At 72.8% G+C, this 17,639-nt stretch carries 17 protein-coding genes; 10 read left to right on the top strand and 7 right to left on the bottom strand.

The window, feature by feature from the left end; translation table 11 throughout:
* The first annotated feature begins 334 nt into the window (after nt 1–334).
* On the top strand, nt 335–631 hold the full coding sequence (locus tag VF746_12140) for an antibiotic biosynthesis monooxygenase (protein HEX8693166.1): 297 nt from the start codon (nt 335–337) through the stop codon (nt 629–631).
* Nucleotides 632–871: 240 nt separating this feature from the next.
* On the opposite strand, the gene VF746_12145 is transcribed toward VF746_12140, so the two are convergent.
* From VF746_12145 to VF746_12155, 3 genes are all read right to left on the bottom strand, one after another.
* Nucleotides 872–1,342, bottom strand: a complete 471-nt coding sequence (locus tag VF746_12145) for a hypothetical protein (protein HEX8693167.1) — start codon at nt 1,340–1,342, stop codon at nt 872–874.
* Nucleotides 1,343–1,509: 167 nt separating this feature from the next.
* A complete protein-coding gene (locus VF746_12150; GenBank protein ID HEX8693168.1) occupies nt 1,510–3,954 on the bottom strand; it encodes an ATP-dependent DNA helicase RecQ in 2,445 nt (814 codons plus the stop codon).
* A 394-nt stretch (nt 3,955–4,348) separates the two neighbouring features.
* On the bottom strand, nt 4,349–6,022 hold the full coding sequence (locus VF746_12155) for a SpoIID/LytB domain-containing protein (GenBank protein ID HEX8693169.1): 1,674 nt from the start codon (nt 6,020–6,022) through the stop codon (nt 4,349–4,351).
* A 697-nt stretch (nt 6,023–6,719) separates the two neighbouring features.
* Here VF746_12155 and VF746_12160 point away from each other — a divergent pair.
* The 9 genes from VF746_12160 to VF746_12200 all read left to right on the top strand — a co-directional run bounded on the left by VF746_12160 (nt 6,720) and on the right by VF746_12200 (nt 14,320).
* A complete protein-coding gene (locus VF746_12160) occupies nt 6,720–6,896 on the top strand; it encodes a hypothetical protein (protein HEX8693170.1) in 177 nt (58 codons plus the stop codon).
* A gap of 478 nt (nt 6,897–7,374) precedes the next feature.
* Nucleotides 7,375–7,548, top strand: a complete 174-nt coding sequence (locus VF746_12165) for a hypothetical protein (protein ID HEX8693171.1) — start codon at nt 7,375–7,377, stop codon at nt 7,546–7,548.
* 15 nt (nt 7,549–7,563) lie between these two features.
* Entirely contained in the window at nt 7,564–8,601 is a 1,038-nt protein-coding gene (locus VF746_12170; protein ID HEX8693172.1) for a radical SAM protein, read from the top strand.
* A 14-nt stretch (nt 8,602–8,615) separates the two neighbouring features.
* A complete protein-coding gene (locus tag VF746_12175; GenBank protein ID HEX8693173.1) occupies nt 8,616–10,019 on the top strand; it encodes an Ig-like domain-containing protein in 1,404 nt (467 codons plus the stop codon).
* Nucleotides 10,020–10,092: 73 nt separating this feature from the next.
* Entirely contained in the window at nt 10,093–11,241 is a 1,149-nt protein-coding gene (locus tag VF746_12180; GenBank protein HEX8693174.1) for a tail fiber domain-containing protein, read from the top strand.
* Nucleotides 11,242–11,541: 300 nt separating this feature from the next.
* Nucleotides 11,542–12,657 carry a hypothetical protein gene (locus tag VF746_12185; GenBank protein HEX8693175.1) on the top strand — a complete coding sequence of 372 codons (1,116 nt, stop codon included), beginning with the start codon at nt 11,542–11,544 and terminating at the stop codon, nt 12,655–12,657.
* 9 nt (nt 12,658–12,666) lie between these two features.
* Nucleotides 12,667–12,960, top strand: coding sequence for a PqqD family protein (locus VF746_12190; protein ID HEX8693176.1), 294 nt, complete (start codon nt 12,667–12,669; stop codon nt 12,958–12,960).
* On the top strand, nt 12,957–13,352 hold the full coding sequence (locus VF746_12195) for a lasso peptide biosynthesis B2 protein (protein HEX8693177.1): 396 nt from the start codon (nt 12,957–12,959) through the stop codon (nt 13,350–13,352). Before VF746_12190 ends, VF746_12195 begins: the two co-directional genes overlap by 4 nt.
* A complete protein-coding gene (locus VF746_12200) occupies nt 13,349–14,320 on the top strand; it encodes a hypothetical protein (protein HEX8693178.1) in 972 nt (323 codons plus the stop codon). The genes VF746_12195 and VF746_12200 overlap by 4 nt, the downstream gene beginning before the upstream one ends.
* Nucleotides 14,321–14,399: 79 nt before the next feature.
* Here the strand turns inward: VF746_12200 and VF746_12205 are convergent, their stop codons facing one another.
* The 4 genes from VF746_12205 to VF746_12220 all read right to left on the bottom strand — a co-directional run bounded on the left by VF746_12205 (nt 14,400) and on the right by VF746_12220 (nt 17,630).
* Nucleotides 14,400–15,551: a hypothetical protein gene (locus VF746_12205; protein HEX8693179.1), complete on the bottom strand. Its 1,152-nt coding sequence runs from the start codon at nt 15,549–15,551 to the stop codon at nt 14,400–14,402.
* A gap of 216 nt (nt 15,552–15,767) precedes the next feature.
* On the bottom strand, nt 15,768–16,547 hold the full coding sequence (gene hisF, locus VF746_12210) for an imidazole glycerol phosphate synthase subunit HisF (GenBank protein ID HEX8693180.1): 780 nt from the start codon (nt 16,545–16,547) through the stop codon (nt 15,768–15,770).
* Nucleotides 16,544–17,434 carry a diaminopimelate epimerase gene (gene dapF, locus VF746_12215; protein HEX8693181.1) on the bottom strand — a complete coding sequence of 297 codons (891 nt, stop codon included), beginning with the start codon at nt 17,432–17,434 and terminating at the stop codon, nt 16,544–16,546. Before dapF ends, hisF begins: the two co-directional genes overlap by 4 nt.
* Entirely contained in the window at nt 17,427–17,630 is a 204-nt protein-coding gene (locus VF746_12220) for a hypothetical protein (protein ID HEX8693182.1), read from the bottom strand. Before VF746_12220 ends, dapF begins: the two co-directional genes overlap by 8 nt.
* Nucleotides 17,631–17,639: the final 9 nt, after the last annotated feature.

Here is a 17,639-nt window from a genome sequence, read left to right on the forward strand (position 1 = left end):
CTGCCTCTCGCAACACCAAAGCTCGTCGAAGCGGGCCGGGCATGTCGCCGCGTGATGGCCTTCGGCCATCCGGGCGAGGCATGCCTCGCCCCTACGGGAACTTCGATCGCGAATACCGAAGCAGATCGTCAATCAGCATAAATCGCCCGCTGGAACGGCACAAAGTCCGCCTGCGCGGACTGGCGAGCTGCGCCCTCGCTTCGTGCCCCCAGGTCAGCCCTCCCGCGCAGACCCGCGTCCGCGCCGAAGGAGCCCGCGAAGGCGGGCTTTGCGCAGTTGCTGCCGCGGCTTCAGCCGCCCCGATCCCCCGTACCCCGCACCCGGAGAGGCCGCCATGTACCTGATCCGCGACGTGTTCCGCTGCAAGCCGGGGAAGGCGGGGGAGCTGGCCCGGCGCTTCAAGGAGACGGTGCCGTCGATGGAGGCGGAGGACGGCTTCCGCAACTGCCGGGTGCTGGTCGACTACGTGGCCACCTATTGGACCGTGGTCCTCCAGGCGGAGATCGACGACGTCGGGCAGTTCGACCGCCACATGCGGAGCTACTCCTCGCGCCCCGAGGTCCGCCGCGCGCTGGAGGGCTACATGGAGCTGGTGGAGGAGGGCCACCGCGAGATCTGGCGCATCGTGTGATACGACACCGAGAGAGCCGTGCCCTGGAGTGCAACTCGCTGGGGCAGTGTGCCGAGGCGCCCCTGATTGACCTGCGCGGGCCAGGCTGCTAGATTTACAGCCATGTCACGGCTTGTCCGTGGCATCAGCCCGTGCTTTCGGACGGCGGGCCCGGCCTCGCCTCGTGAGCCAAGTTTACAATCACGGGGCACAATGATGCCCCGTCGGCCTTGTGTCGGCGGGGCATCATCGTTTGTGCCTCTACGGTGACTCCTCACGTCGGCGTTCCCAGATCAGCCGCTGACGCGCGATGTATCGCTCAATATCTCCGTGGCCGGTTACGTACGCCGTTTTGAACCGGAACCCCCCACGGCCTCGCGGCAGCAGCCAGATTACATACCTCTCGTCCCGTACCACATAGAGCCGCTTCTCCGGAGGCGGTTTCCGGAAGCTGCCCCACTCGCAGACGCGATAGCACTTCGTGCCCGGCACCAGGCCCCCGACAATGGGCGCAATCCACCGTGCGCGGGCGATCCGCTCCGGATCAACCACGTCTTTGGCAATTCCGCGACGTGACCGTGTAGCCGCCGTGAAGAAGGCATGGTCGAAGTCGTCAGGATAGATGAAGACGGGCGCTCCATCGTGGGTCAGAACGGCGCCTGCCCGTGCGGGCCTCACGCAGTGACTCTCGTAAAGACGCCTGCCAAGCGCTATCAGTTCGATGTCCGTCATCCCTTCGACGGGCACCAGCAGACTCTGCAGCGACACCGGCGCCGGAACCAAGGGCGGGCTCACGTGGCAGGCTCGGCGAACCCGCTAAGACACCTTCACGCCACGAACTCCCCCGCCGTTGCTCTGGGAGCGGGAGACCGACAGGAGCGGGCCCACAGGCACGCGCCTCACGCCCCCTCCCGCAGCGCGGCCAGGAACGCCTCGCCGTACTTCTCCAGCTTGGCGGCGCCCACGCCGCTCACCTGCCGCATCTCGGCGGGGCTCCGGGGGCGGCGCTTGGCCAGCTCCACCAGCGTCTTGTCGGCGAAGATGCAGTAGGCGGGAAGGCCGGCCTCGCGCGCCAGCTCGTTGCGCAGCGCCTTGAGCCGCCGGTACAGCGCCGACTGCTCCGGCGTGGGCCCGGCCGCCTCGTCCGCCGGCTCCGGCGCGCGGGCGGCGGGGCGGCGGCCCGGGTCCGCCGCGTGGAGGACGTCGACGCCGGGGACCGCGACGGGGCAGGACTCTCCCCCGCCCGCCTCCCTCTGGAGCAGCTCCAGCAGCGGTGAGCCGAAGCGCTCCAGCAGCTTCGGGTGCACGCCGGGGACGGCCAGCAGCGCCTCGGGCGTGGTGGGAGCGCGCTCCACGATCTCGCGCATCACCGCGTCGGAGAAGACGGCGAAGGGGGGGATCCCGTGCTTGCGCGCCAGGTCCATCCGGAGGCCCCGCAGCCGCTCGCGCAGGCCGTACGCGGGGGGCGCCGCGCCGTCCCAGCGCGCCGCCTCCTGGCGCCGCTCCGCCCGGCGCTCCCGCCGCTCCTCCAGCGGCATCCGCCCCTTCTTCTTCGGCTCGCCGCCCTCGCCCAGGCGGATGCCGAAGCGCGCGGCGATCCCCTCCTCCTCGCGCAGGCAGTTGTCGCACGCCCCGCAGTGCTTCATCGCCGCCGCGTCGCCGAAGTACTCCAGCACGAAGCCGCGCCGGCAGTCCTTCGTGTAGGCGTAGATCTGCATCTTGTCCAGCTTGCGCAGGTCGCGCTTCCTCTTCTCGTCCAGCGAGCGCCAGTCGACCGGCAGGCGCGGGAGGGGCGTCTCGCGGTCCAGCACCCACACGCCCTCGCCGCTGGAGGGGCGCCACTCCAGGAAGCCGCCGTCCTGCAGCCGGTCGAGCAGCTCCGCCGCCCGCCCCCGGTCGCCGCCGGCGGCGCGCGCCAGGAGCCGCCACTCCAGCTCGGCGCCCTTGTAGACGCCCTCGCCGCCGCCCGCCTTCCAGAGCGCGCGCAGGAAGAGGAGCTCCGCCTCGCGCCCGCCCAGCTCCTCGGAGATCCGCTTCGGCGTGGCGACCAGCCGCAGCCGCACGGCGGGGCTCCCCGGGCGCGACTGCTTCACCACCCCGAACTGCTCCAGCACCCGCACCGCCGAGGCCGCCTGCCGGTCGTTCTCCACGTGCTCCAGCGAGCGCCCCAGCGCGTCGACCGGGAGGGTGTAGACGCCGTCGGGGCCGCACCCGCGGCGCAGCGCCTGCAGCACCTCCTCCACCGCCTTCCGGGGCGGGTTGGCCGCGTTGATGAAGAACTCGTGGGTGAAGCGGTCGCTGTAGGAGTGCAGCAGCACGCAGTCCGAGGGCCCGCCGTCGCGCCCGGCGCGGCCGGCCTCCTGGTAGTACGCCTCCAGGTTGCCGGGCATGTTGTAGTGGACCACGATCCGCACGTCGCTCTTGTCGATCCCCATCCCGAAGGCGTTGGTGGCCACCACCACGGGCGCCTCGCCGCTCATGAAGCGGTCCTGGATGCGCTTGCGGTCGCGGTCGGGGAGCCCCGCGTGGTAGCCCACCGCCGGGACGCCGGCGCCGGCCAGCAGCATGGTGAGCGCGTCCACGTTCTTGCGCGTCGACGCGTAGACCACGGCGCTCCCCTCGCGCCCCTTGAGCAGCTTGAGGAGGATGCGGTCCTTCTCCGAGTCGTTCTTGGCCCTGAGGACGTGCCACACCAGGTTGCGCCGGTCGAACCCCGTCACCAGCACGCGCGGGGAGCGTAAGGACAGCTGGCGGACGATGTCGCGGCGCACCTCCTCGGTGGCGGTGGCGGTGAGCGCGGCCACCGGCGGGTCGCGCAGGAGCCTGCGCACCTGGCCCAGGCGCAGGTACGAGGGGCGGAAGTCGTGCCCCCACTCCGACACGCAGTGCGCCTCGTCCACCGCCAGGAGCGACACGTCGAGCGCGGCCAGGCGCCGCTGGAAGCCCTCGGAGTCGAAGCGCTCGGGGGCCACGTACACCAGCTTGAACGCCCCGCGCTCGGCCGCCTCCAGCCGCGCCGACATCTCGGACCCGGGGAGCGAGGAGTTGAGGAAGGTGGCCGGCAGCCCCACCGCCTCGAGCGTGTCGACCTGGTCCTTCATCAATGAAATGAGCGGGGAGACGACCAGCGTCACCCCGGGGAGCATCATCGCCGGCACCTGGTAGCAGAGGCTCTTCCCCCCGCCGGTGGGCATCACGGTGAGGCTGTCGCCGCCGGAGAGGACGTTGCGGATCGCCTGGTCCTGCCCGGGGCGGAAGTCGGGGTACCTCCACCAGCGGCGGAGTACCTCGCGGGCCTCTTCCAGGCGGTCGCTCGGGGGCGCGGGCGCGGCTTCGAGGGTCACGGCGTGAGCGGAAGGAGTTCGGGATGGACGGGCCCCTTACCCGCGGGGCGCGGCCTGGTTCACGGCGCGCACGAGGGCGCCGAGGGAGCGTGGCCCGGGGAAGATACGTCCACTCCGTGCGCTTTGCCAAGCCCCCCGTGTCGGGTCCGTGTGAAATCGAGTCGAACCCTGGACTCACACCGAGGGCACAGAGGACACGGAGGAACAGCGGACGAAGTTGTCCGTGCCCTCCGTGTCCTCTGTGTCTCTGTGTGATACCGGTCGGTTCCAGGTGCGCGACGACCGCCGCGCTTCGCACTTCGCACAAAAGAGCGGTGAACAAGCCTTTTTCCAGAGCCGGCGTCAGCCCCCTCTCCCGCGGGATCGGAGAGAGGGGGCCGGGGGCACGGGGGCCCTACGCCGAGGTGCAGTCGTAGGGATCGGTGACGGTGGGCGGGTTGGGCGAGACGCCGTCGCGGCGCGTGCCCGCCTTCGTCTGCAGCACGATCCCCGTGTAGTACTTCTGCAGGATCTGCTGATAGGTGTGGCCGGCGCGCGCCATCCCCACCGCGCCCGTCTGCGCCATGCCGGCGCCGTGGCCGTTGCCGCCGCCGTACACCCGGTACCCCGTCAGCTGGCCGGAGCTGTTGGTCAGGCGGTCGATGACGAAGAGCGTGCTGGGGAGCAGCGTCGGCACGCCCGACGCGTTGATGTACTGCATCGCCGAGCGGATCGCCGTGCCCGTCTCGGTGAAGGTGCCGGCGTCGGTGACGAACTCGATCTGCGTCACCCGCCCCGACGTCGCCGAGCGGGAGAGGATGTTGATCGCCGTCACGTTCCCCACCGGCTTGTTGGCGAAGTCGCCGATCACGCAGCTCATCTGCGCCATCGTCCACGTGTAGTTCCACCGGTGGTACGTGTGCCACGACGCGTACGCGCCCGTCCAGGTGGGGTTGCGCAGGTCGTTCAGCAGCGCCGTGACGGAGGGCAGCTCCTGCCCGGCCGGCGCGTCCCACACGGTGCGCAGGTACGCGTCCGTGCCGGTGAAGACGTCCTCGACGTTGGACGTCTTGCCGCCGCTGGTGGCGTAGAAGAGCGCGTTGATCAGGCTGCCGTTGTAGGTGGCCGCGATCCCCGCCGTGGCGTTCACGGCCGCCGTGGACACGGAGTGCTCGGCCGCCGCGCCGCCGTACACCTGGTCCTGCACGGTGGCCAGCAGGTCGTAGCCGTTGTTCCAGTGCTTGCCCAGGTTCGACAGCGCGTACGTCCGCGCCGCCACCGCCTGCGCCTTCTGCGCCTCGGCCTCCGGGTACTGCGACGGCCCCAGCTCGCGCGGCACCACGCCGTACAGGTACTCCTCCATCGGCACCTCGTTGACGCCGGCCAGCGTCCCCGCCGCGTTGCGCGTCACCTCGGCGACGCCGCGGTACTGCGTGGTCCCGCCGATCAGCACGCGCGCCGTGGACGCCACCGTGACGCGCGGCGGGTTGCGCGAGCTGGCGGACGTGCCGGTGCTGGTCTTGGTGGTGACGTAGCGCGGCTCGTTGACCGTGGCGTTCACCGTCTTCCAGAGCGCCGCCGAGGTCGCCAGCCCGGCGGCGATCACGTTCTCCTTGTAGATGCGCTCGGCGGTGGTGTCGATGGGGAGCGGCCGCTCGCCGATGTACACACGCCAGCAGCTCGCCGTCGACACGTACTCCCACGCCGAGGGGAAGCCCGCGTTGGTCCCCGCCAGCACGCGCTGGTCGCGGTCGGCGGCGCTGGCGGTGCAGACCACCTGCAGGCGGCGGCTGTTGGTGGCCACGGCCACCGAGAGGTTCCAGGTGACGGTCACCTGCTCGTTCGCCACCCCGGAGACGAGGTACGCGTTCGACCCCTTCTCGCGGACGTCGTAGCCCACCGTGGCGCCGATCTTCACCGACGACGCGGCGGGCACGATGCCGATGCGGATCTTCCCCGCGTACGGCTCCACCGCGCGCCGGGGCGCGGCCGGCGGGGCGAGGGCGGGCGGGTCGGTGGGGATCTTCTCGCACCCCGCCGCGGCGGCGAGGAGCGCGAGCAGGGCGAGGCGGGACGTTCGTGGACGCATCGGCGCGACCTCCGCGCGGGGGGGAGACGGGCGACTCTCGGGATAGGCCATCATACGCGATACTTCGTCCACATGCACCGAATCCGGCTGAAGACCGGACCAGCCTGGAAGCGGATCTCTTCCACGGGGTCGACGGAGCAACCTGTTTCTCCGTCTCCGCCGCTTCCGTCGACTCGTGTGATGAACCGACGAGGTTCGGGGATTCACGTGAAAACGGAAGGACGCCATCCCACCACCGCGCCGCGTGACCGCCCGCCACTCCTCCGCGAGCGCCCGCACGGGATCGCCTGGGGTCCGAAGCCCTGATTTCGACGCATCGCGAGCTCGCGCGGAGGAGCAGAGGATCGTTCAGGTACAGGCCCTGAAAAGTCTCACCGGAGACACGGAGAACCCCTTTCGGTCCCCTGTGTCTCCGTGTGACTCCGATCCGTTCGGGACCAGGACGATGCTCCGCAATCGATCGTGCAGAAGGATTTCATCCTCGCGAGCCGGTGTAGCGGTTGTTTCTGAAGCTCGCCGTCGTTATCATCCTCCCGCCGACGTGAAAATCACGCCATTTCTCGCGCCCACGTCTCCCGGGAACCCTCGCCGGGACGTTTTCCGTGTCCGCGGCCCGCCCGAACCCAGCCGAAGAGACCCCAGGGGACGGTCGGCGCCCGCCGCAGCCGTCCCGACTCCCTATCCGGAGGAACCTGCAATGGCCCTCGATCCATCCGCGTCCGTGCCCCGCGCCCCGCGCCCGAGCCGCCGCGCATGGGTGCGCCCCGTGGTGGCCGACCTGCCGCGCCTGACCGAGCTCACGCTCGCGTCCCCCGACGGCGGCGTCTCCGGCGGCGGCGGCCCGGGCGGGGGCGGCAGCACCGTGATCTTCTGAACGGTCCGCGCTCCCCACGGCGGCGCCGGTCCCGCCCGACCCGCATCCCGGCCGCCCGGACGCGCGGGTGGGGCCGCGGCTGTTTCCCAAAGGGGCGGCCCAGGCTCCTTTCGTAACAGTCCGGCGAGGCCGGCCGCAAGTGTTTCGCGCGAAGCCGATGTAGCAGTTGCGTCTAAGGCTTGCGGTCGTTATCATCCTCCTTCGCGCAGAGGCGGGCGGTGCGGGGTTCCCCACCCGAGTACGCCCGGCGGACGAGCTGCGCATCCCCACGCCAACCGCAGTCCCGGCACGCCGCACACCGGCGTGAGGATGACGTTTTCCCCGCGCCCTGCGCGTTTCCCGGACCTCTCGCCGAGGCGTCCGCTTGGGCCTCGCCCGCGGCCCGCCCGAACCCAGCCGAAGAGATCCCCCAGGACGGGGCCGCGTGGTCAGCGCCCGTCGCAAACCGTCCCGACTCCCCATCCGGAGGAACCCCGCAATGGCCCTTGATCCATCCGCGTCCGCGCCCCGCGCTCCGCGCCCGAGCCGCCGCGCATGGGTGCGCCCCGAGGTGGCCGACCTGCCGCGCCTGACCGAGCTCACGCTCCAGACCGGCCCCGGCATCCCCGGCGGCGGCGGCCCCGGCGGGGGCGGCAGCACCGTGATCATCTGACGCGCCGGGCGCCCCATGCTCCTGGGTCTCGCCATCACCGAGCACTGCAACCTGCGTTGTCCCCACTGCATCCGGGACGACGTGACCACCGTGCGCAACCTGGACCCCGACCTGATCACCGCCACGGTCGACCAGGCGAAGGTGCTCTTCGGCGAGGTGGCGGTGAGCATGACCGGGGGCGAGCCCACCATCCACCCCCAGTGGGACCGCATCGTCGCCGCGCTGCACGAGCGCGGGGTGTCGTACCGCTTCGTGACCAACGGCTGGCACATGCGCCGGCTGATGCCGGGGCTCGACCGGCACCCCCCCGCCGCGGTGCGGGTGTCGCTCTCGGGCGCCGACGAGGCCGTGCACGACGCCGAGCGCGGCCGGGGCAGCTTCCGCCGGGTGCTCCTGGCGGTGGCGCTGCTCACCAGCCGCCGGATCCCCACCTCGCTGGGCTTCGTGGTGGACCGGCGCGACCGGCACCAGCTGCGCCAGGCGGCCGACCTGGCCGAGGCGCTGGGCGTCAGCCTGCACTTCGCGCTGGCCCAGCCGGTCCCCGGCAGCGCCGCGCGCGACAGCGACCTGGCGCCCCGGGAGTGGTACGCGGCCCGTGACGAGATCCTGGCGCTCGGCCGCGAGGGGCGGCGCGCGGGGGTGTTCCTGGACTACGGGGCGCCCTTCGACGAGGCCGAGCCGCTCTGCGACACCTTCGCCGCGAAGCGCGTCTACGTCGACGCCCGGGGGCGGCTCTCGCTCTGCTGCCAGCTCTCGGAGTACGGCGACAACGAGCACGACGTGGTGGCGGACCTCAACGAGGTCCCCTTCCTGGAGGCGTGGCCGCGCTACGTGGCCCGCCTCGACGCCCAGCGGCTCGCCTCGGCCCCGCGGCCCGCGGCAGGCGAGCTGGAGGCGTTCCCCTGCATCCGCTGCGCGCGGGCGCTGGGGAAGATGCAGTGGATGGGGCAGTACCCCGACAGCCCGTGGCACGCCGCCGCCGAGCCCCGTGGGCCGGAGGCGCCGCGAAGCCTCGTGACGCTCACGTACCGCAAGAGCGCGCAACCCGTTTGACCCGAGGTCTCACCATGCAACTACTCAGGCGGTACCCCGTCCGTACCTCCGCCGCGGTCGCGGGGCTGGCGGGTCTCGCGATCCTGGCCGCGGCGTGCACCGACCGGTCGGACCCGGTGGGGCCCACGCCCCCCGGAGGACCGGGCGGCCCGGTGGCCCCGCCCAAGGACCCCTCGCTGATCCAGGTGGTCCAGTGCAGGGCCGACGTGCGGGCGAAGACGGTCTCGTGCGACCCGGCCGCGCCGCAGGGCGACAAGGCGCCGAGGTACCTGATCGTGGGGGGGCAGGGCGTCTTCGTGAAGCTCACCTCGAGCAACGTCAACTACGACTCTCCCACCCAGGCGTTCACCTTCGACGTCACGGTGCAGAACCTGATCCCGCAGCCGCTGGGCACCGCCGACACCACGGCGGCGCTGGCGCCCGACGCCAACGGGGTGCGGGTGTTCTTCCACCAGGGCCCCACGGTCACCAGCGGCACCGGGACCATCACGGTGGTGGGCGACGGCACCGACAACTTCACCGCCACCGGCCAGCCGTTCTACAAGTACAGCACGGTGCTGACGCAGGGCCAGATCTCCGCCCCCAAGACGTGGCAGTTCAACATGCCGCCCTCGGTGGGCAGCTTCAGCTTCCTGCTGTACGTGGCGGCCGCCGTCCCCTACGAGAACGGCTACGTCGAGATCCAGGGCAACTTCAACGTCCGCGCGGGGCTGGAGCGCCAGCTCACCCCGATCCTGCGCACGGTGGTGGGCACCGTCGACGACGACCCGGTGACCTACACCTGGCTCTCCACCGACTCCACCCGCGCCAAGGTGAACGGCACCGGCCTGGTGCACGGGCTGCGCTTCGGCACCACCGACATCGCCGTCTTCTCCAGCGACGGGCGCCGGGGGAAGAAGCCGATGAACGTCTCGCGCGTCCGGCGCTACTGGACGGGCGCGGCGGGGGTCGCCAACTGGGAGAACGGGGCCAACTGGCTCCCCGACAGCGTGAAGCCCGAGCCGCAGGACACCGCGGTGGTGACCGACACGCTTCCCGTGGCGGGCACGCCCTACCCGGCGCTCTTCCAGAACGAGTCGATCGGCGGGATCGAGGTCGAGGACCTCACGCCGGGCGGCACGATCCCCTCGATCAGCCTGGGCTCGTTCAACCTGACGGCCAGCGGCAGCGTGTGCACCAACTCCGGGCCGTGCGCGGGCCCCGTCGTCTTCGGCAGCGCGAGCATCACCAGCTCATCCGGGTCGCTGGTGCTGGTCGGGGTCGCCCAGACCATGAGGGGGGTGTTCCCGCGCACGAACGTCCTGGCCGCGCCCGGCGGCACCTACTCGATGAACGGGAACGTGACCGTCGACAAGCGCATCCAGGTGCAGGGCGGGCGGATCACCAACACCGGGTTCCGGCTGCAGCAGACTCCGTAGGCCGGCCTGAAGCCACGCGCATCCACGGGGGCGCCGGGCGCCCTCCCAACCCGACGAGAGACGAGAGACGACCATGAACCCCATGAAGAGGCAGCTCCTCCGCACGCTGGCCGTGGCGGCGCCGATGGCCGCCGCGCTGGCCCTCGCGCCCGCGGCCGCGTCCGCGCAGTCCGACATCCTGCTGCGCCTGCGCTCGGGCTCGCCGCCGGGCGACCGCTTCCGCGTGGACTCGGCCGGCGGCGTGGTGGCCGTCGGCGAGCTGGGGATCGGCATCATCCCCGCCTCGGGCGCCGGCTACCGGATGATGTGGTACCCGTTCAAGGCGGCCTTCCGGGCCGGCGGCACCGACGACGGCGGCGCGGGCAACTACTGGGACGACGCCAACGTGGGCTTCTACTCGTGGGCGGGCGGCAACCAGACCAAGGCCAGCGCCTTCGCCACCTTCGCCTTCGGCGACCAGGTGGAGGTGACGGGGGTGGACGCCGCGGGGTTCGGCGGGAGCAACCTGGTGAGCGGCACGGCCGGCTTCAGCACCGGCGCCAGCAACCGCTGCACCGGCTTCGGCTGCGTGGCGATGGGCTTCACCAACACCGCGGGCGGGCAGGGGGCGGTGGCGATCGGCTACCGGGTGACGGCCGACGCCGACTACGCGGTGGCGCTGGGGCACCGCGCCAGCGCCAACGGCCACCCCGGCACCTTCAACGCCGCCGACCAGTCGACCACCGACTCGCTGGAGGCGAGCGCCAACAACCAGTTCAACACCCGCTACGCGGGCGGGTACCGGCTCTTCACCAACGCCACCACCACCACGGGCGTGTCGCTGAACGCCGGCGGCAGCTCCTGGAACGTGATCTCCGACCGCAACCGCAAGGAGAACTTCCTGGGGCTGGACGGCGAGGACATCCTGGCGCGCCTCAGGGGGGTGCCGGTGACGAGCTGGAACTACATCGCCGAGGGGCGGCAGGTGCGCCACATCGGGCCGATGGCGCAGGACTGGCACGCGGCGTTCGCGCTGAACGACGACCCGCTCACCATCAACTCGGGCGACTTCGACGGCGTGAACCTGGCGGCCATCAAGGCGCTGGAGGCCCGCACGGCCGAGCTGCGCGCCGCCCAGGAGGAGCTGCGGCGCGCCCAGGCCGAGCTGGCGGCGAAGACGCAGCGGATCGACGACCTGGAGGCCCGCATCGCGCGGCTGGAAGCGCTGATGCGGCAGCGCTAGCGGTCCGCGGGGGCTGTATCCCCGGCGGCGGGGGGCGCACGGCGCCCCCCGCCGCTGTTTTAACTGCGGTGCGAAGCGCTGAGTGCCGGGTGCTGAAGGTGCGAGGCACGGAGCACGCCACTCACGCACTTTCGCACTTCGCACCTGTCCCACCCCGCCGTCACGCCCCCGCCCCCGCGCGCGTTCTTCCGCACCGGGGGCTGGTGCAAAGTGCGGACAGGCCCCAACTTTCAACGCGGGGCGGACATCCGGACCGTCCGCCCCTCTCCGACCTCGAATCGCGCACCCCCGCAGGCCTCCATGTCCATCCGCTTCCTCTCCCGCTCCCTCGCCGCCCCGGCGGCGGTCGCGCTCGCCCTCGCGCTCGGCGGCTGTGAAGGCGGCGGCCCCACCGACCTGGACCGGCCGCTCTCGCTGCAGGTGCAGGGCCGGCTGGAGCGCGGCTACGTGGTGACGGTGACGGCGAGCGCCGAGGGCGCGCCGGTGCCCGACGCCGTGCTCACGCTCTCGCCCGCCGACGCCGGCGAGCTGCTGGGCGGCGGCCGGGTGCGGCTGCTGCGCGCGGGTCAGCTCACCGTCAACGCCAGCGCGCCCAACCGCGTGGGGACCACCACGGTCACGGTGGCCGCGCCGCCGGTGGTATTCTTCGACAAGCTGGACGGGGGCAACCGCGACATCTGGCGCGTGGACCTGGACGGGCAGAACCTGACCCGGCTCACCACCGACCTGGGCGACGACCAGGACCCCACCGTGGCGCGCGACCGGGTGGTGTTCGTGAGCTACCGCGCCGGCAACGCGGAGCTGTACTCCATGCCGCTCACCGGGGGCGAGACGCGGCTCACCACCACCACGGCCAACGAGACCACCCCCTCGCTCTCGCCCGACGGGGCGCGCCTGGCCTACGCCTACGACGCCTCGGGGGTCACCAAGCTGTGGACGGCGGCCGGCAACGGCACCGGCGCCGAGCGCGCCACCGCGAGCTTCGGCTTCTCGGGGTCGATCGAGACCTCGCCGTCGTGGGCGGCCACGGGGAACCGGCTGGTGTTCGTGGCCACCAACACGGGCTCGGCCGACCTGTACGACTTCCCCATCCCGGGGACGCCGGCCCCGGTGGCGGGCTCCACCGCGGCCGAGGTGGAGCCGGCGTACAGCGCCGACGGGCGGATCGCCTTCGCCTCGAACCGCCCGGGGAGCAACGGCACCGACGTGTGGATGGTGCGCGTCTCCAGCGGCGAGGTGTCGCGCCTGACCACCGACGCGGGCTCCGAGGTGCAGCCGGCCTGGACGCCCGACGGCCGGCTGGTGTACGTGGCGGCCGGGCGCCTGCGCTGGCTGGACCCCGCCGACCCCGCGGCCGGCGGCGCCATCGAGACCGGGCCGGGCACCGCGCAGCGGCCCGCGGTCCTTCCCAACTGACGGCGCCGGATGAGCGAGAAGCGCTACGCGGTGCCCGACGAGGTGCTGGCCGCCCACCTGGACGGCGAGGCGGTGCTCCTGCACATGGACACCAAGGACTACTTCCGCCTGAACGCCACGGCGGCGGTGGTGTGGAAGGGGCTGGAGCGCGGGCTGGACCGCGAGGAGATCGTGTCGGAGATGTTGAAGTACGCCGAGGCGCACGACATGGACGTGGACGCGGCTACCGCCGGGGCCGACCTGGACGCGCTCCTGGGCGAGCTGGAGCAGCGCCGGCTGATCGTGGAGGCGGCCGCCGGATGACGCGCCGGCACGCGGCGGCGCTGGTGGGGGCCTGGGCCGCGCTCCGGGTCCCCTTCTGGCTGCGGGGCCGGCGGCTGCAGGCGCTGCTCCGCCCGTCGGCGCCCGCGCGCGCGGACGCCGCGGTCCCGCGCGGGGCGCTGGGCGGGGCCATGCGGACGGTGGCGCTCCTGGCCCGCGTTCCCGGCTCGCCGTGGCGGAACACCTGCCTGTACCGCAGCGTGGCCGAGTGCCTGGTGCTGCGCCGCTACGGCGTGCCCGCGCAGCTCCGTATCGGGGTGAAGAGCGAGGGCGAGGGGGGCGAGATCGCCGCCCACGCCTGGGTGGCGCGCCCCGGCGACCCCGCCCTGGCGGCCTCGCCCGGCGGGCACGTCCCCCTGGTGCTGCGCGCTTGAGCGGTCCGGCCGTCCTCTCCCTCCTGGCGGACCACGCCCTGCGGCTGGAGGCCGACCCCGCCCTCCTCCCCCTCCTCCGCCGCTGGCTCCCCCTCCTCCCCTACGACGAATCGCCGCCCGACCCCGCTCCGCCCGGCGCCGCGATCCGCGTGCGGCGCGGCGAGGCGTCCATCCCGCCCCGGCCCGAGGGTCCGCCCCTGCTGCGCCTGGGCCCGGTGGACGCATGGGTCGACGGAGGAGTCCTCGAGCTGCGCGGCGACGGCGGGTGCGCGGGGCGGGGCGAGCTGGAGGACGGCTCGGTGGTGCTGGTTGCGCCGCGGGAGACGGAAGGCGCGGCGGCCGCCGCCTGGGACCTCTACTCGATGGCCACGCTCTCCGCGGCGCTCCTGCTGGGGCGGATGGGGCGGGCGCTGGTGCACGCGGCGGCCGTGGTGGAGCCCGGCGGCGGGTGCCTGCTGCTGGCGGGCGACACGCACGCGGGGAAGTCGACCACGGCCGTGAACCTGATCGGCGCCGGGTGGGAGTTCGTCTCCGACGACCACGTGGTGCTGTATCGCGACCCCGGGTCGGGCGCGGTGCGGGTGGAGGGGTGGCCGCGCCGCTTCCACCTGGACGAAGGGTGGGAGGAGGGAGAGCCGGGACGCCGCCGCGGCGAGATCGACCCGCACGAGCGCTGGCCCGGCCGCTGGCGGCGCACCGCCCCGCTCGCCGGCCTCCTCTTCCCGCGCGTCGAGGCCGATCTTCCCACCGCGCTCTCCCCGCTCCCGGCCTCGGAGGCGCTGGCCGGGCTGCTGCGCCAGTCTCCCTGGCTGCTGGCGGACCGCGGCGCGGCGGCCGGGGTGCTGGAGCTGCTCACCGCCGCCTGCCGGCGCCCCGCCTCCGCGCTGCGCCTGGGCCGCGACACCTACCGCGACGCCGGCCGCCTGGCCGGCGTACTGCGCCCCGCGCCCGCGCCGCCCGGGCGGTGACCGCCGCACAGTCGAAGAAGGCCGCGCCCCCGGGGGAGCGCGGCCTTCCCGTCATCCTTCCAGCACTTCGCACTTCGCACTACTGGTACTGGATGTACAGCGGCTCGGGCCAGAGCTGGAGCAGGTCCCGGGGCGTGGTCAGCGGGTCGCCCTTCTTGGTGTCGTTGTGGTAGAAGTTCTTCCACCCCGTGAACTGCTTGGGGTGCCGCACGATGTAGTCGCGGTACGAGTCGTACTTCAGCCACGGCGCGCCCCAGCCGTCCATGTGCATCACCAGCTGCACCTCGGGCCGCGTCCGCACGTTCTCCACGTCGGGCACCATGTTGCGCGTGAAGCGGTGGATGATCAGCAGCTTGGGCGGCAGGTTGTTCTCCCGCACGATGCGCGTGAGCTGGTCCATCACCCAGTTGATGTCGGCCGCGTACATGGTCCCGATCCGCCGGCCGGGAGGCGTGCCGCCGCGCATGTAGAACTCGGGGTCCACCGCGAAGTGCACGTCCGGGCGCTTCAGGAAGTTCTCGAAGCGCGGCATGATGTTGCGGATGTCGTCGGTGCCCACCTGCACGTCGATGAACAGGACGCCGTCGATCGACCGGGCCATCTGGTAGATGGAGTCGACCTGGGTGTCGCGCATCTGCGCGCGGTAGTGTCCCGACGGCCCCGGGGCGCCCTGCGCCACTACGGCGATCAGGTGGAGGCCGTGGATCACCGGGGTGCCCGGATCGGCCTGCCGCCACTGGTCGGCCTGGCGGCGCAGGCGGGCCAGCATCTCGTCGCGCGGGTACTCGCCCAGCGCCCCCATCTGCTTGGAGTTGGGGTTCCCGTAGTACACCACCAGGCGGTTGCACGGGAGGATGGAGCCGTCCAGGAACTCCGACATCTGCGGGTACCACCCCTGCTCCTTGGCGAAGACCGGGTTGCGCCCGGCCCCCGGCCGCTTCGCCGTGGAGTCGGCCTGGAGCGCCGCCGCGGCCGAGTCGAGCCGCGCCTGGCGCCGCTGCATGCACGCCCGCGCCTCGGCCGCGCTGTTGCCGAAGGCGAAGCGGCGGGGCGCCTGCTGCTGCCCGGCGGGCGCCGCCGCCTTCCCGTCGCCTTTCTCGGCGCCGGCCTTCCCCTTCTCCTCCGCGGCCGCCGCCTCGTTCCCCCCGTCGCCGCCGCAGGCGGCGAGCGCCAGCGAGAGCGCCGCCGCCAGGGCGGCCGACCGCGGCCAGAATCCAGTCGAACGCTTCACGAACGCTCCTCGTCGAAAAACGGGTTCCCCTCTCAACCTGAGCCGGAAGGGCCACTTGCAGGGATCGGACCGCGGTGCTCCCAGCCTCCGGCGACGCGGCGGGAGCCGCGCCCCCGAACGGCATGTCTCACCGGGTCGACGGAGAACCGCTGGAGCTCCCCGGCTGACTCCGTCGACTCCGTGCGAGGCCTTTCCCGGCCGGCCTCGATCCGCGCCCTACCCGCGCACGGGGTGGCCGCGCTCGGCCAGGTAGCGGCGGGCCTGCGCCAGGGTGAACTCGCCGAAGTGGAAGATGGAGGCGGCCAGCACGGCGTGCGCCCCGGCGGCCAGCGCGGCGTCCAGGTGCTCCAGCGCCCCCGCGCCCCCGGAGGCGATCACCGGGATGCGCACCGCCGACGAGACCGCGCGGGTGAGCTCCAGGTCGTAGCCGTCGCGGGTGCCGTCGCGGTCCATCGAGGTGAGCAGGATCTCGCCCGCGCCCAGCGACTCCACGCGCCGCGCCCACTCCACCGCGTCGATCCCCGTCCCCCGCCGCCCGCCGTGGGTGAACACCTCGAAGCCGGACGGCGTGCGCTCCGCCTGCTCCGGCGCGGCCCGCCGCGCGTCGACGGCGACCACGACGCACTGGCTGCCGAAGTGCTCCGCCGCGCGGGCGACGAGATCGGGGTCCTCGACGGCCGCCGTGTTGACGGAGACCTTGTCGGCGCCGGCGCCCAGGAGGGCCAGGAAGTCGCCCACCGAGCGCACGCCGCCGCCCACGGTGAAGGGGATGAACACCGAGTCGGCGGTGCGGCGGATCATCTCCAGGGTGGCCTGGCGCCCCTCGTGGCTGGCGGTGATGTCGAGGAAGCACAGCTCGTCGGCGCGCTCGGCGTCGTAGCGCACCGCCTGCTCCACCGGGTCGCCGGCGTCGCGCAGCCCCTCGAACTGGATCCCCTTCACCACCCGGCCGTCCTTGACGTCCAGGCAGGGGATGATGCGCTTGGCCAGGGTCACGGGAACGAGAGCCCCTTCAGCCGGTCCAGCATCCCCTCGGTGAGCTCGCCGCGGTACACGCCCTCGACGGGGCCGCGGAGCAGCAGGCTCCAGTCGTCGCGCACCTCCACGTGCAGGGTGCCGCCGGGCATGCGCACGCGCACGCGCCGCTCGCTCACCAGCCCGCGCCGCACGGCCGCGGCGGCCACGGCGCAGGCGCTGGAGCCCGAGGCGCTGGTCTCGCCCGCGCCGCGCTCCCACACCCAGGCGTCGAGCGCGTCGGGCTCGGCGGGGACGGCGAACTGCACGTTGGTGCCCCGCGCGAACGCCGGGTGCGCCGAGATCTGCGGGGCGCGCCGGCGCAGGTCTTCCGCGTCCAGCTCGTCCTGGAACACCACGCAGTGCGGGTTGCCCGTGGAGACGGTGTTGATGGCCACGGTGTCGCCGGCGGCCAGCTCCAGCGGCTCGTGGTCCACCTCGCGGTCGGGGCCGGCGAGCCCCACGTCGACGCTGCGGAAGGAGGCGGTGCCCATCTCGGCCTCCACGTCCAGCACCCCGCGGTCCAGCTCCTCGCGGATGAGCAGCCCCACCACGCCGCCGGGCGTCTCGACGGTGAAGGGCCGGCCGATGCGCACGCGGTGCCGGTCCAGCAGGTACGCGGCGAAGATGCGCAGCCCGTTGCCGCTCTTCTCGGCCTCGCTCCCGTCGGGGTTGAAGATGCGCACCCCGAAGTCGGCGGCCTCCGACGCCACGGCCGCCAGGATGCCGTCGGAGCCCACCCCCGTGTGCCGGTCGCAGAGCAGCCGGACGGCGGGCGGGGTGAGATCGAAGGGGAGCCCCTCCGGCTCCAGCGCCAGGTAGTCGTTGCCGAGCCCGTGGCCCTTGAAGAATGTGACGCGGTCAGGCATCCGAATCCACCGAGCCGAAGTCGATCTCGCGATCGGAGTCCCGCGAGCGCTCGAACCATTCCGGGTCCAGCTCACCCGCCGCGATCGCCTCGGCGAGCGGGGAGGACTGTAGGAACGTGAACAGATCCTGCGGCTGCTCGTCGTCCTGATCGCCGGGTTTCGTTGCTGCTTCGTTGATCTCTTGGTTCTGCTTCATCCGCAGCCT

It is taken from the genome of Longimicrobium sp. (assembly GCA_036389795.1).
Taxonomy (GTDB): Bacteria; Gemmatimonadota; Gemmatimonadetes; order Longimicrobiales; family Longimicrobiaceae; genus Longimicrobium.

Excerpts from the sequence above, each read along its gene's own strand:
- dapF (HEX8693181.1), bottom strand. The coding sequence starts at position 17,434 with ATGCCTGACCGCGTCACATTCTTCAAGGGCCACGGGCTCGGCAACGAC.
- VF746_12175 (HEX8693173.1), top strand. The coding sequence starts at position 8,616 with ATGCAACTACTCAGGCGGTACCCCGTCCGTACCTCCGCCGCGGTCGCG.
- VF746_12155 (HEX8693169.1), bottom strand. The coding sequence starts at position 6,022 with ATGCGTCCACGAACGTCCCGCCTCGCCCTGCTCGCGCTCCTCGCCGCC.
- VF746_12140 (HEX8693166.1), top strand. The coding sequence starts at position 335 with ATGTACCTGATCCGCGACGTGTTCCGCTGCAAGCCGGGGAAGGCGGGG.
- VF746_12185 (HEX8693175.1), top strand. The coding sequence starts at position 11,542 with ATGTCCATCCGCTTCCTCTCCCGCTCCCTCGCCGCCCCGGCGGCGGTC.
- VF746_12160 (HEX8693170.1), top strand. The coding sequence starts at position 6,720 with ATGGCCCTCGATCCATCCGCGTCCGTGCCCCGCGCCCCGCGCCCGAGC.
- VF746_12190 (HEX8693176.1), top strand. The coding sequence starts at position 12,667 with ATGAGCGAGAAGCGCTACGCGGTGCCCGACGAGGTGCTGGCCGCCCAC.
- VF746_12165 (HEX8693171.1), top strand. The coding sequence starts at position 7,375 with ATGGCCCTTGATCCATCCGCGTCCGCGCCCCGCGCTCCGCGCCCGAGC.
- VF746_12145 (HEX8693167.1), bottom strand. The coding sequence starts at position 1,342 with ATGACGGACATCGAACTGATAGCGCTTGGCAGGCGTCTTTACGAGAGT.
- VF746_12220 (HEX8693182.1), bottom strand. The coding sequence starts at position 17,630 with ATGAAGCAGAACCAAGAGATCAACGAAGCAGCAACGAAACCCGGCGAT.
- VF746_12195 (HEX8693177.1), top strand. The coding sequence starts at position 12,957 with ATGACGCGCCGGCACGCGGCGGCGCTGGTGGGGGCCTGGGCCGCGCTC.
- VF746_12170 (HEX8693172.1), top strand. The coding sequence starts at position 7,564 with ATGCTCCTGGGTCTCGCCATCACCGAGCACTGCAACCTGCGTTGTCCC.
- VF746_12180 (HEX8693174.1), top strand. The coding sequence starts at position 10,093 with ATGAACCCCATGAAGAGGCAGCTCCTCCGCACGCTGGCCGTGGCGGCG.